General features: G+C 56.2%; 15 protein-coding genes and 1 tRNA gene. 13 read left to right on the forward strand and 3 right to left on the reverse strand.

Annotation, left to right across the window (positions count from 1 at the left end; translation table 11 throughout):
- The first annotated feature begins 126 nt into the window (after positions 1 to 126).
- The gene (locus HX773_RS08200) at positions 127 to 996 is read left to right on the forward strand and encodes an AraC family transcriptional regulator (RefSeq protein WP_176971143.1); all 870 of its coding nucleotides are present in this window, start codon (positions 127 to 129) and stop codon (positions 994 to 996) included.
- Positions 997 to 1,183: 187 nt separating this feature from the next.
- Positions 1,184 to 1,393, forward strand: a complete 210-nt coding sequence (locus tag HX773_RS08205) for a hypothetical protein (RefSeq protein WP_176971144.1) — start codon at positions 1,184 to 1,186, stop codon at positions 1,391 to 1,393.
- A 20-nt stretch (positions 1,394 to 1,413) separates the two neighbouring features.
- On the opposite strand, the gene HX773_RS08210 is transcribed toward HX773_RS08205, so the two are convergent.
- Together HX773_RS08210 and HX773_RS08215 are read right to left on the reverse strand one after the other, a co-directional pair.
- Positions 1,414 to 1,488 (reverse strand) — tRNA-Arg (locus HX773_RS08210).
- An 87-nt stretch (positions 1,489 to 1,575) separates the two neighbouring features.
- Positions 1,576 to 2,490 (reverse strand): formate/nitrite transporter family protein, encoded by a 915-nt coding sequence (locus HX773_RS08215; protein WP_176971145.1) that lies wholly within the window; start codon positions 2,488 to 2,490, stop codon positions 1,576 to 1,578.
- Between the two features lie 243 nt (positions 2,491 to 2,733).
- On the opposite strand from HX773_RS08215, the gene ccmA reads away from it, so the two are divergent.
- The 10 genes from ccmA to mlaA are packed head-to-tail and all read left to right on the forward strand — an operon-like array spanning position 2,734 to position 10,492.
- Entirely contained in the window at positions 2,734 to 3,348 is a 615-nt protein-coding gene (gene ccmA, locus HX773_RS08220) for a cytochrome c biogenesis heme-transporting ATPase CcmA (RefSeq protein ID WP_176971146.1), read from the forward strand.
- Entirely contained in the window at positions 3,348 to 4,007 is a 660-nt protein-coding gene (gene ccmB, locus HX773_RS08225) for a heme exporter protein CcmB (protein WP_008101298.1), read from the forward strand. Before ccmA ends, ccmB begins: the two co-directional genes overlap by 1 nt.
- A 57-nt stretch (positions 4,008 to 4,064) precedes the next feature.
- Positions 4,065 to 4,805, forward strand: coding sequence for a heme ABC transporter permease (locus HX773_RS08230; protein ID WP_176971147.1), 741 nt, complete (start codon positions 4,065 to 4,067; stop codon positions 4,803 to 4,805).
- Positions 4,802 to 5,035 carry a heme exporter protein CcmD gene (gene ccmD, locus HX773_RS08235; protein WP_176971148.1) on the forward strand — a complete coding sequence of 78 codons (234 nt, stop codon included), beginning with the start codon at positions 4,802 to 4,804 and terminating at the stop codon, positions 5,033 to 5,035. The genes HX773_RS08230 and ccmD overlap by 4 nt, the downstream gene beginning before the upstream one ends.
- Positions 5,032 to 5,517: a cytochrome c maturation protein CcmE gene (gene ccmE / locus HX773_RS08240; RefSeq protein WP_008101293.1), complete on the forward strand. Its 486-nt coding sequence runs from the start codon at positions 5,032 to 5,034 to the stop codon at positions 5,515 to 5,517. The genes ccmD and ccmE overlap by 4 nt, the downstream gene beginning before the upstream one ends.
- Positions 5,514 to 7,472 carry a heme lyase CcmF/NrfE family subunit gene (locus HX773_RS08245; RefSeq protein ID WP_176971149.1) on the forward strand — a complete coding sequence of 653 codons (1,959 nt, stop codon included), beginning with the start codon at positions 5,514 to 5,516 and terminating at the stop codon, positions 7,470 to 7,472. Before ccmE ends, HX773_RS08245 begins: the two co-directional genes overlap by 4 nt.
- Entirely contained in the window at positions 7,469 to 8,026 is a 558-nt protein-coding gene (locus tag HX773_RS08250) for a DsbE family thiol:disulfide interchange protein (protein WP_176971150.1), read from the forward strand. Before HX773_RS08245 ends, HX773_RS08250 begins: the two co-directional genes overlap by 4 nt.
- On the forward strand, positions 8,023 to 8,478 hold the full coding sequence (locus HX773_RS08255) for a cytochrome c-type biogenesis protein (RefSeq protein ID WP_176971151.1): 456 nt from the start codon (positions 8,023 to 8,025) through the stop codon (positions 8,476 to 8,478). Before HX773_RS08250 ends, HX773_RS08255 begins: the two co-directional genes overlap by 4 nt.
- A complete protein-coding gene (gene ccmI, locus HX773_RS08260) occupies positions 8,478 to 9,689 on the forward strand; it encodes a c-type cytochrome biogenesis protein CcmI (RefSeq protein ID WP_176971152.1) in 1,212 nt (403 codons plus the stop codon). Before HX773_RS08255 ends, ccmI begins: the two co-directional genes overlap by 1 nt.
- Positions 9,690 to 9,724: 35 nt before the next feature.
- A complete protein-coding gene (gene mlaA / locus HX773_RS08265) occupies positions 9,725 to 10,492 on the forward strand; it encodes a phospholipid-binding lipoprotein MlaA (RefSeq protein ID WP_176971153.1) in 768 nt (255 codons plus the stop codon).
- A 34-nt stretch (positions 10,493 to 10,526) separates the two neighbouring features.
- Here the strand turns inward: mlaA and HX773_RS08270 are convergent, their stop codons facing one another.
- On the reverse strand, positions 10,527 to 12,038 hold the full coding sequence (locus HX773_RS08270; protein WP_176971154.1) for an MFS transporter: 1,512 nt from the start codon (positions 12,036 to 12,038) through the stop codon (positions 10,527 to 10,529).
- Between the two features lie 108 nt (positions 12,039 to 12,146).
- Between HX773_RS08270 and HX773_RS08275 the strand changes: the two genes are divergently transcribed.
- The gene (locus HX773_RS08275; RefSeq protein WP_176971155.1) at positions 12,147 to 13,052 is read left to right on the forward strand and encodes a LysR family transcriptional regulator; all 906 of its coding nucleotides are present in this window, start codon (positions 12,147 to 12,149) and stop codon (positions 13,050 to 13,052) included.
- The last annotated feature ends 13 nt before the right edge of the window (positions 13,053 to 13,065 follow it).

The following is a 13,065-nucleotide window of genomic DNA, read 5'->3' on the forward strand; positions in this document are numbered from 1 at the left end:
GCTTGCACGTTTTTGCGCGGCAATTGCAAAATCTTGCGCTTATTACTTCTGCGTCCGGCTGTGACCTGTTTTCTGTCTGCGAAGATCCGTACACTGGGCGCTCATGAACTGCGAGTGGTATGAACCATGGCCGATTACCAGACCTTCAACATGCTACAGCGCCACAAAGCGCAGTTGCGCGACAGCGTGCAGTTGTCGAGCGGCATTAAGCTGGCGGCCTGGTTTAATAGCGGCGATCGCGTTACCAATCTTAGCGATCATCACACGCTGAGCCTGTATACCGCCGACGGCTATGAAACCTGGCATAAAACCCAGCACGGCTGGCGCAACGGCGGCGGCCCGGATCGCTTTTGCCTGATGCCCAGCGGGGTGGAATCGGTGTGGGATATCCGCGCCGATTTGTCGTTTGTGCATCTCTATTGCACCGATGAGCATCTGCGGCATTTGGGCGAGCAGATCTGGGATCGCAGTCCGTCGCAGCTCAATCTGCATGAAAAGATCTTCGCGGCGGACGATCGCATCACCCAGCTTTATCGTCACTTCTTGCTGAGCACCGACTGGCAACAGCCGGCGAATCAATTGATGCTCAGCAGCGCATCAACGTTGCTGATGACGCATCTGCTGCAACGCTACAGTGATGTGCAATGGCAAGCGCCGCAGGTACGTGGCGGACTGGCACCCGCCGTGTTGCGGCGAGTTATGGCGTATATCGATGCGCAGCTCGACCAGCCATTAACGCTGGCGCAACTGGCAGCCGAAGCGGCGCTGAGCGAATACCATTTTGCACGCATGTTCCGCAGCAGCGTTGGCGAGGCCCCGCATCAATATGTGATGCGCCGCCGCATGGATGCTGCGCTGCAGCTGCTTAAATTCAGCCGTTTACCGCTGACAGAAATCGCACTGCGCTGCGGTTTTCACTCCTCAAGTCACTTCAGTAACCGCTTCCGTCAACTGCATGGCGTGACGCCATCGGCATGGCGACACGATCAAGTCTGATTACGGTCTCACTCTTGAAACGTTGTAATCGGCTGCAAGAACCCCTGTTTTTTTCTGAACACATCTCTCAGTTGAGCATTTTCAAACTCGGTGAGGCATTTTTTTCAAGGATTTTGGCGTAGGATGCTTTACAGGAAAGTTAAGCTATCGCATTGATTACAATGACAAGTTACGAGAGGCCGTAATTATGGAAAAGCGCGTGTCAAAGCTGGAAGCGGATATCGACGATATCAAAACCAATATGGCGCTGATGAAAACGGACATTGCGGCGATCAAATCGAACTACGCCACTAAAAGCGATCTTCATCAGGCGATAAACCAACAAACGAAATGGATTGTGGCGGGAATAATGAGTACCGCTGGACTGACACTTGCTCTGGCGAGATGGCTGTTTTAAGCGGGAGAACGATGAGAATCTGGTGTCCCCTGCAGGAATCGAACCTGCAACTAGCCCTTAGGAGGGGCTCGTTATATCCATTTAACTAAGGAGACGCCGGGCGCGCAGTATAGCGCACCGCGAACCTGATTTTAACTATGCAGCGGTTGTTTGCTCAATCTATCAGCAATTTAAGACCAGGCTTACGCCTGTTTTTGCTTCTCTTTCCGCTTCTGTTCCGCACGCGCTTTGGCTTTCGCCGCTTCACTCATATCGTTACGAATCTGCGCATGGCTGATCAAAGCAAATATCAGCGTACCGCCCGTGATGTTGCCAAGCAGCGTAGGCAAGGCAAATGGCCAGAAGAATTCGTACCACGGCAGCGTGCCCGCAAACACCAGATACAGCACCTCGACCGAACCGACCACGATATGCGCTAAATCACCTAACGCCACTAGCCACGTCATCATCACGATCACCACAATTTTTGCTGCGCCCGCATACGGGAACATCCACACCATGGTGGCGATAATCCAGCCGGAGATCACCGCATTAGCGAACATTTCACTGGGTGGATTGACCATCACTTTTTCACTGATGGCGGTAAACGCCTGACGCGTCGCATCGTCGAATATCGGCATATGATTAAAGGCCAGCGCGCCCAATGCGGTGCCAATCAGATTGCCGAGCAGCACCACGCACCAGAGACGCAACAGCAGCGCAAAGTTGCTGCCGGTCGGTTTGTGCATCACTGGCAAAACCGCGGTAACAGTGTTCTCGGTAAACAGTTGCTGGCGCGCCATAATCACAATCACAAAGCCAAAGGTATAACCCAAATTCTCCAGTAAAAATGCGCCCGGCACGCCTTTGAGATGGACCTGAAAAATGCCTTTCGCCATCAGCGAAGCGCTCATCGACAATCCCGCCGCAACCGCCGACCAAAGCAGCGCCATGCCGTCGCGCTCGAGCTCTTTTTCGCCATCCTGGCGGATCTCTTCATGAATCGCCGCAGCCTGCGAGGGCAGGGCATCTTCATCGACTTCAATCTCCTTACCTTGGTCCTTCTCATCACTCTCTACATCGTTGTCACTATTTGAAATCGATGGTGATTGTTTCATGTTTCCCTCGTGTGATAATGCCATTGCGTAATAAGCGTAGCTGGTTTTAGCAAGGTCAATTTGTTACGAAGATTCAAATTAAGAGTAACGAAATTTTAACCGAGTTGGTTTTTTGAGCAATTCCTTGATCTGATGCGCACGAATACCCCATTTGGGGTAAGTGGGAGCCAGCTCACAGACTTCGGCCCACAGATTCAATGTGGTATTATCCCCGCCTCATTCATTGCCGTGATTCTCCCTTCTATGCTCGAAGTCATTAATCTCTCATGCGTTCGTGATGAGCGAACCTTGTTTCATGGGTTGAGCTTCCGTGTGCAACCGGGTGACATTGTGCAAATTGAAGGGCCAAACGGTGCCGGGAAAACTTCGCTGCTGCGCCTGCTGGCCGGATTAAGCCGGGCGGAAGAGGGCGACGTCATGTGGCAGTCACAGCCCATTCGTCAACAGCGCGAAGTATGGCAACAAAATCTGCTCTATCTTGGCCATCATCCTGGCGTGAAATCGGTACTCTCACCGCTTGAGAACCTGCATTTCTGGCACGGCAGCAGCAATGAAAACGCGATTTTTGATGCGCTTGAGCAGGTCGATCTGCTGGGTTTTGAAGAGGTGCCGGTAGCGCAACTCTCCGCCGGACAGCAGCGGCGCGTGGCATTAGCACGCTTGTGGCTCAGCCCGGCGTCGGTGTGGATCCTCGATGAACCCTTAACCGCCATCGATAAAGGCGGTGTGGAAAAATTAATGGCGCGATTTGCCAGCCATGCCGATAACGGCGGAGCGGTGATTTTGACCACGCATCAGGATCTGCCCGATAACAGCGCGCGCGTGCGTAAAATTCGTCTTACTTCGGAGTGGGCTTGATGTTAGGCCGGGTCATTCAGCGCGAACTAAAAATCGCCTTTCGCAGCGGCGCGGAAGTGATCAATCCGCTGTGGTTTTTCCTGATTGTTATCACGCTGTTTCCGTTAGGTATCGGACCGGAGCCGCAGCAGCTGGCGCGCATTGCGCCGGGCGTGGCGTGGGTTGCCGCGTTACTGGCCTCATTGCTGGCGCTGGAAAGGCTGTTTCGTGACGATTTTCTTGATGGTTCGCTTGAGCAACTACTTCTGTTGCCAACGCCGCTGCCGGTTACGGTGTTGGGCAAAGTGATTGCTCACTGGCTGATTACCGGGCTGCCGCTGATTTTATTGTCGCCGCTGGCAGCATTGTTGCTGTCGCTCGATTTTGCCGGCTGGCGCGCGATGGCATTGACGTTATTACTTGGCACGCCAACGCTGAGTTTTCTCGGCGCGATTGGGACCGGATTAACCGTTGGGCTGCGGCGCGGCGGCGTGTTACTGAGTTTGCTGGTATTGCCGTTGTCGATACCGGTTTTGATATTTGCCAGCGCGGCGATTGATGCCGCCGGAATGGGATTGCCGATCGGGGGTTATCTGGCAATTCTTGGCGCGATGCTGGCGGTAAGCGCAACCCTGTCGCCGTTTGCGACGGCTGCGGCCTTGCGTATCAGTCTGCATTAATTCGTGCCGCCCCAGAGCGGTCGAAACCTGAATTCTCTTTATTGTGAGCTATGCAAAATGTGGAAATGGTTACACCAGTGGGCAAAGCCTGAGCGGCTTTACCAGCTATGCGGTCGCTTGATTCCGTGGTTCGCGGTGCTGGGTGTTGGCACGCTGTTACTCGGTTGGGTCTGGGGCTTCGGCTTTGCACCGGCGGATTATCAGCAGGGCAACAGCTTCCGGATTATGTACATTCACGTGCCTGCGGCGATGTGGTCGATGGGCGTGTACGCGTCAATGGCAATCGCGGCGTTTATCGGCCTGGTGTGGCAGATGAAGATGGCCGATCTGGTCTCGGCGGCGATGGCGCCGATTGGCGCGGTGTTCACCTTAATAGCGCTGATTACCGGTTCCGCCTGGGGTAAACCAATGTGGGGAACCTGGTGGATCTGGGATGCACGACTGACATCCGAGCTGGTGCTGCTGTTCCTCTATATGGGCGTTATCGCGCTCTATCACTCCTTTGAAGACCGCCGCACCGCCGGGCGCGCCGCCGGTATTTTGATTCTGGTTGGCGTAGTTAATCTGCCGATCATTCACTTCTCGGTACAGTGGTGGAACACGCTGCATCAGGGCTCATCAGGCATACTGCAACAGGCCATCGATCCGAGCATGCGCACACCGCTGCGCTGGTCCATTCTCGGCTACCTGTTGGTGTTTGGTGCGCTGACTTTAATGCGCCTGCGCAACCTGATTCTGTTTACCGAGCGCCATCGTCCGTGGGCGATTGATGTGGCGCAGGGAGGAAGCAAATCATGACGCCAGCCTTTGCATCGTGGAGCGATTTCTTTGCCATGGGCGGCTATGCCTTTTACGTCTGGCTCGCCGTTATCCTCACGTTGATCCCGTTATTCGGTCTGGTGCTGCACACCGTGCTGTTCCGCCGCCGTTTGCTGGCGGAAATTCGCCAGCGTCAGTCCAGGGAGCGCCGCATTCGCGCGGCTAAATCGAAAAAAGCTGCCAGTGGAGCAGCGGGAGAAACCGTGTGAATATCCGTCGTCGTAATCGCCTGTATGTGGCGATCGCCGTGTTGATCGGGCTTGGCCTGGCGACTGCGCTGGTGATGTACGCGCTGCGTTCCAACATCGACCTGTTTTATACCCCGAGTGAAATTATCAACGGCAAAGGTGAAGATCATCAGAAGCCTGAGCCGGGCCAGCGCTTGCGCATTGGCGGCATGGTAATGCCGGGCAGCGTAAAGCGCGATCCGAAAACGCTCGCCGTCTCTTTCAAACTGTATGACGCCAACGGCGTGGTTAGTGTTACCTACGAAGGCATTCTGCCGGACCTGTTCCGTGAAGGGCAGGGCGTGGTAGCGCAAGGCGTGCTGGAAGAGGGCAATCTGGTGAACGCCAAAGAAGTGCTGGCGAAACACGATGAAAAATATACGCCTCCTGAAATTGAAGATGCCATGAAGAAGAATCACACAGGACCTGCAGCAGCCTATCAGCAGTCGGGTGCGCAATCATGATGCCGGAAATTGGTAGCTTCCTGCTGTGTCTGGCGCTGGCTTTAGCGCTACTGTTGAGCGTCTATCCGCTGTGGGGCGCGGCGCGTCAGGATGCGCGTTTGATGGCGATGGCGCGCCCGTTAACCTGGGGCATGTTTATCTGTGTCGCCGCCTCTTTTATGGTGTTGGTGCACGCCTTTGTGGTGAATGATTTCACCGTCGGCTATGTCGCCACCAACTCCAACACCTTGCTGCCGGTCTATTATCGCATCGCGGCAACCTGGGGCGCGCATGAAGGTTCACTGCTGTTGTGGGTGCTGCTGCTCAGCACCTGGACGCTGGCGGTGGCGATTTTCAGCCGTGGAATGCCGCAGGATGCGCTGGCGCGCGTGCTGGCGGTGATGGGCATGATTAACCTCGGCTTCCTGCTGTTTATTATTCTCACCTCGAATCCGTTTACCCGCACTTTGCCAAACTTCCCGATTGATGGACGCGATCTCAACCCGATGCTGCAGGATATCGGGCTGATCTTCCATCCGCCGCTGCTGTACATGGGTTACGTCGGCTTCTCGGTGGCCTTTGCGTTTGCCATTGCCTCGCTGATGGCCGGACGTCTGGATACCGCATGGGCGCGCTGGTCACGTCCGTGGACCACCGCCGCGTGGGTGTTCCTGACTATCGGCATCGTGCTCGGTTCGGCGTGGGCTTATTACGAACTTGGCTGGGGCGGCTGGTGGTTCTGGGATCCGGTCGAAAACGCCTCCTTTATGCCATGGCTGGCCGGCACGGCGCTGATGCACTCGCTGGCGGTGACGGAAAAACGCGGCAGCTTCAAATCGTGGACGGTATTGCTGGCGATTACCGCGTTCTCGTTAAGCCTGCTCGGCACTTTCCTCGTGCGCTCCGGCGTGCTGGTTTCCGTGCACTCGTTCGCCTCCGATCCGGCGCGCGGCATGTTTATCCTCGCCTTCCTGGTGATTGTGATTGGCAGCTCGCTGCTGCTGTACGCGCTGAAAGGCGGTCAGGTGCGCAGCCGCGTGCAGAGCGAAGCCTGGTCACGCGAATCCTTCCTGCTGGGTAACAACGTGCTGCTGATCGCCGCGATGCTGGTGGTGTTACTTGGTACGCTGCTGCCGCTGGTGCATAAACAGCTCGGTCTCGGCAGCATTTCGGTGGGCGAGCCGTTCTTCAACACCATGTTTACCTGGCTGATGGCACCGTTCGCGCTGATGCTCGGTATCGGTCCGCTGGTGCGCTGGCGTCGTGACCAGCCACAGAAGCTGTGGAAACGCCTTGGCGTGGGCCTGTTGGTGACGCTGATTCTGTCGATCGCGCTGCCGTGGCTGCTGCAGGATCGCATTGAGGCGATGACGGTTATCGGCCTGCTGATGTCGATCTGGGTAATCATGCTGACGTTGATGGAGCTGCACGAGCGCGCCACCCATCGTCACTCCTTCTTCAAAGGTTTACGTCATCTGTCGCGCAGCCATTGGGGCATGGTGCTGGGGCATCTTGGCGTGGCGGTGACCGTGGTCGGTATCGCCTTTAGCACCCAATACAGCGTTGAGCGTGATGTGCGCATGAAGGCGGGCGATACCGTCGATATCCACAATTATCACTTTACCTTCCACGGCGTGCGCAATCTGCAAGGGCCTAACTACAGCGGTGGCGTGGCGGTGATTGAAGTGACGCGCAACGGCAAGCTGGAAGCGGTGATGCAGGCGGAAAAACGCTTCTATGCAGCCGCGCGCACCATGATGACCGAAGCGGCGATCAGCGGCGGTTTTACCCGCGATCTCTATGCGGCGCTGGGCGAAGAGCTGGATGACGGTTCGTGGGCGGTGCGGATTTACTACAAACCGTTTGTGCGCTGGATCTGGTACGGCGGCGTGTTTATGGCGGTGGGCGGCTTGTTCTGCCTGTTCGATCCGCGCTATCGCTCACGCAAAAAAGAGCAGCGCGAGGAGCTGGCATGAACAAAAAAATCCTGTTTATCCCGTTAGTTCTGTTTCTGCTGCTGGCCGCGGCGCTGCTGTGGCAGCTGTCGCGCAACGCCAACGGCGATGATCCAACGCGTCTCGAATCAGCGTTGATCGGCAAGCCCGTTCCGGTATTCAAACTGGAAGCGCTGGATCAGCCCGGCAAAATCTACGATCAGCAGGTGCTGACCGATGGCAAACCGATTCTGCTCAACGTCTGGGCAACCTGGTGCCCAACCTGCCGCGCGGAACATCAATACCTCAACACGCTGGCGGAAAAAGGCATTCGCGTGGTTGGCCTCAATTATAAAGACGATCGCACCAAAGCGGTGACCTGGCTGAACACGCTGGGGAATCCTTATGCGCTCAGCCTGTATGACGGCAACGGGATGCTCGGTCTCGATCTCGGCGTTTACGGCGCACCGGAAACCTTCCTGATCGACGGCAAAGGGATCATTCGTTATCGCCACGCAGGCGACATGAACGATCGCGTCTGGCTCGAAGAAGTGAAACCGCTGTGGGACAAATACACCAAGGAGGCGGGCGTATGAAACGGCTGCTTCTACTGTTAGCGGGCATTCTGCTCAGCACCAGCCTGTGGGCGGCGATTGATACGTATCAGTTCGATTCGGTGCAGCAGGAAGAGCAATACCGCGAACTCACCGCATCGCTGCGTTGCCCGAAATGCCAGAACAACAGCATTGCCGATTCCAACGCGATGATCGCGGCGGATATGCGTCTCAAAGTCTACGAGCTGATGAAGCAGGGCGAAAACCGCCAGCAGATCATTGATTACATGGTGGCGCGTTACGGTAATTTCGTGACGTATGAGCCACCGGTAACCCCTTCCACGCTGATTTTGTGGGTGGGACCAGCGCTGTTTGTGGTGCTGGGCGCGCTGATCATTATTCTGCGCAATCGTCGCGGCAAAGCGCGTAGCGAACTCGACGACAGTGAACAACAGCGCCTTGCGGCGTTACTTAAGCGTGACGGGAAGCCGTAATGACTGGATTCTGGATTACCCTGATTATTTTACTGCTGGCGGCTATCGCGCTGTTTCTGCGGGCCGGCTGGCGTCAGCGCGAGGCCAGCAGTGGCGATCGCGATCGTCTCAACACCGATTTCTATCAGCAACGCTTGCGTGAGCTGGAGCGTGATGAAGAAGAGGGCGTGGTGGCTGAGCGCCCGGAAATGGTGCGCGAACTGCAACAAACGCTGTTAACTGATGTGCCGCAGCAGGACGCGGCAGCTATTCATCGCAGCAGTCGCTGGGTATTGCTGCCGGGCGTGATTGCGCTGTTGGTGGTGTCGATTGGCATGTATCTGAAAACCGGTGGACTCGCGCAGCAAACCGCGTTTGTCAGCGTACAGCAGGAGTATCCTGCTTTAAGAGCGCGCGTGATGGATCCCAAAGCGCAGCCGCTGACCATGGAAGAGCTGGCGCGTCTGCAACTGGGTCTACGCAGCTCGCTGCAGAACGACTCAACTAACCTCAATGATTGGGCGATGCTGGGACGTTTAGGCATGGTGCTGAATAACGCCACCGATGCCAGCCAGGCATTTGAACACGCGCTACAGCTGGCGCCAGACAATATCGAACTGCAGCAGGATTACGCCGAAGTGCTAACGCGCTCCAGCGATCCGCAGGATAACCGTCAGGCCAACGTATTGCTGAAAGAGCTGCTCAAACGCGATCACAGCGATGTGCGCACGCTGAGTCTGCTGGCGTTTAACGCCTTTGAGCAGCAGCAGTACAACGAGGCGATTGGTGCATGGCAGGTGATGCTGAAACTGTTACCGGCGGGCGATCGTCGCATCACCATGATCGAGCGCAGCATTGAACAAGCGAAAACCGACGCGGGACAGCAAAATAGCAGCCTGGCATTGACGGTGAGTTTGACGCCGCAGGCAGAAAAAATGTTACCGCAAGGCGGAGTGTTGTATATTTCTGTGTCTGACGGTGTTTCACCGGTGCCTGTGGCTGTGAAGCGTTTACCGCTGAGCCACTTCCCGTTATCGCTCACGCTTGATGACAGCAATGCCATGATGCCCGATCGTCTGCTTTCGGCGCAGCATCAGGTGCAAGTCAGGGTGCGCATTTCGCGCGATGGCAGTGCCAATCCGCAGTCTGGCGACTGGTTGGGTTTAAGCGCGGTCACACCCTGGGATGGTCATCAGCAACTGGCTGTGGAAATTAATCAACAGCAGCCCTGAAGCGATACCTTACTGATCCGCACAGGGAGAGAAGAATGAATAACCGCCTGACCGGTTTGGCGTTAGCCAGCTTACTGCTGGTGGGTTGTGCCAGCTCAAAACCGGCTGAAAATACGGAACCTGCGCAGCGCAGCGATCCGCTGGAAGGCTTTAACCGCACGATGTTTAACTTCAACTACAACGTGCTGGATCCGTATGTTCTGCGCCCGGTGGCGGTAGCCTGGCGCGATTATGTGCCGGTGCCGGCTCGTAGCGGCATAAGTAATGTGTTGGGCAATATCGAAGAGCCCGCCAGCATGGTCAACGCCATTCTGGTTGGCGAACCGCGCCAGGCAGGCATCCACTTCACCCGCTTCTTCCTGAACACCGTGTTAGGGCTGGGTGGCTTTATTGACGTGGCGGGCAAAGCCAATCCGGAGCTGGCGCGTGAAGTGCCGCATCGCTTTGGTAGCACGCTGGGACGTTATGGCGTCGGTTACGGCCCGTATGTTGAATTGCCAGCCTACGGCAGCTTCACCATCCGTGAAGATGGCGGTGATTTCGTTGATACGCTTTATCCGGTCTTAAGCTGGTTAAGCTGGCCGATCTCGGTAGGTAAATGGACACTGGAAGGGATTGAAACCCGTGCGCAGTTGCTGGATTCGGACGCCATTTTGCGTCAGCAGCAAGATCCGTACGCCTTCATTCGCAATGCCTACTTCCAGCGACATGACTTCATCGCCAACGGCGGTAAGCTGAAGCCGGAAGATAATCCGAACGCCAGTGCGATTCAGGATGATCTGAAAGATATCGACTCACAATAAAAGAAGATGGCGGCTCAATTGAGTCGCCATTTTTTTATCTCGGTATCGTTGGGCGTGTCAGTAAAAATCCAATCATCCCTGTACACAGCAGCGTGATCGCCGCTAATCCGTACAACAAAATCTGATAAGCCTGTTGAACATTGTGCACCAGTGCGCGGACCGTCAATTGCGGCAGTAACTTGCTGGCTTCTGCGATATGACTGCCGGAAAGCCAGCCAGCAACCGCCTCGCGCGTGCTGACGTCCAGCGCAGGTAATGTCTGGTGGAGTTGCCACTGATTGAACAGCGTCAGCAGCGCCATCACCACCGCCAGCGCGATACCTTCACCGGCCACACGCACCGTATTAAACAAGCCGGCCGCCATGCCTGCACGTTCTACCGATACGGCAGACACCGCCAATCCATCCATCAAACCCCAGGGCAACGCCGCACCCGCGCCGGTAATGAACATCGCGATACTCAACCCGGTGATATCGAAGGTTGCGATGGCGTGCGCCATGCCCAGCAATCCCAATGTCGCCAGCAGCAAGCCCAATACCGCTACATTGCCAGCACGGAACCAGCGCGTTAGCCAGGCCGCGATACCGGGAAAAATCAGCATCGGCGCGGTCAGTGACAGCAACGTGACGGCGCTTTGCGTTTCACTCAGTCCCTGTGCGCCCATCAAAAATAGCGGGATAACAATCAGCAGCACCACATAGCAGTAACAAGTGGCGACGGGCAGCAATAGCACGCCAGCAAAGTGCGGCTGGCGCAGCAGCGTCAGACTAAACACCGGCGCTTCAACCCGCTTGGTGTGACGATAAAATTCTCCGCCCGCCAGCAGCGTTAATACCGTGCACAGCAGCAGCGGCCATGAAATCGCGCCATATTGCGGCAGCAGAATTAGCGCGGTGGTGAAGGACAGCAGCGCCATGCTGAATAGCGCGGTGCCGCGTATATCCACAGGTCCGGATGCGCGCACCTGCGGTGCGGCGAGAGAAAGCTGGCTGGCTAACGCGATGAGCGTGGCTATCAACGCCAGCACCAGATAAACCCAGCGCCAGCCCAATCCAGCGGTAATCAATCCCATCAGCAACGGGCCAAACGCCAATCCGACACCAAACAGCGTGCCGAGCAAACTGAACACCCGCGTACGCGTATTACCGCTGTGCAGATGCGCCAGCGCGGTGGCGCCTCCAGCTAAGGTCATGGCGGCGGCAATGCCTTGCAGCGCGCGGTAGATGCCGAGGGCAAACGCGCTTTGGGTGAGAAAAATCAAAAGAGAACTAAGCGCGAACAGCGCCAGACCGGCGATGAAAATGCGTTTGTAGCTGAGCTTATCGGCGGCGACGCCCGCAGCAAGCAGACCGCTGCCGAAGGTCAGCATAAAGCCATTGGTTAGCCAGGCCAGTGAAAGCGGCCCGCCCTGCAGTTCGTGGCTGATCGCCGGTGTTGTCACAACGCCGCCGGTAAAACTTAACGGCAACAATAACGCTGCCAGCAGAATCGCCAGCGTTGCGCTGTGTTTAGCGCTGATAGTCAATGCCGTGCTGATTTCCGTCATCGAAAGGTCTCGCAAAATAGTGAAGGGATGACGAAGGATGCTATTGCGGATATAAAGATGAATAAATGGGGTGGATATCCGTTCTTTGCGGACAAAAGGTTTATTAGCATGGACAGTTTGACGTCGTTAACTTCCTTTGTGCGTACAGCCGAGACGCTGAGCTTTGTGCAGGCGGCGCACCTGCTTGGCATTTCCGCGTCTGCGGTGGGGAAGAATGTGGCACGTTTAGAGCAGCAGCTCGGCGTGCGCTTGTTTCATCGCAGTACGCGCAGCGTCAGCCTGACGGCGGAGGGCGCATTGTTGCTGGAGCGATCGCGGCCTATCCTCGAACAAATTCGCGATGTCGAAGCGGAGATCACTCAGGCGGTGAGTCATCCCAGCGGCAAACTGCGCATTTCGCTGCCGGTGGTCGGATATCGGCTACTCACGCCGCTGCTGCCGCACTTCAGCCAGCTTTATCCGGATATTGAACTGGAACTGGATTTTAGCGATCGGCTGGTGAACGTCATTGATGAAGGATTTGATGTGGCGATTCGCAGCGGTGAAATGCAGGATTCACGCCTGCAGGCGCGCACGCTGGGCGCATTTCGCTTTGTGTTGTGCGCCAGTCCCGGCTATTTGCAAAGCCATCAGCCACCAAAACACAGCGACGAGTTAATCCGCCATCACTGCATTCTGTTTCGCTTCCCGGCAACCGGCTTGATCCAAAGCTGGGAGCTGGCAGATTTGCGTGTGACTGGCGAATTCCAGCCGCTAAAACTGTTAACCGTCAACAACATCGAAGCGATGGTGCACAGCACGCTGGCTGGAATGGGCATCAGCTATGTGCCGGATTTTGTCGTGAGTGAACTACTGAAAAGAGGCGAGTTACAGGAAGTGTTGCCGGGCAGCTGCGTGCGGGAGAGTCGTTTTTCTGCCATCTGGCCCGCCAGCCGTTATCTGTCGCCGCGCGTGCGCTGCTTTGTGGATTTTCTCGCGGCTCACTGGCCGGTGGTACATCGCGTGCAGGATTAAGAATAAAAACGGC

The sequence above is a fragment of the Pantoea sp. B9002 genome (genome assembly GCF_013385945.1).
GTDB lineage: Bacteria > Pseudomonadota > Gammaproteobacteria > Enterobacterales > Enterobacteriaceae > Pantoea.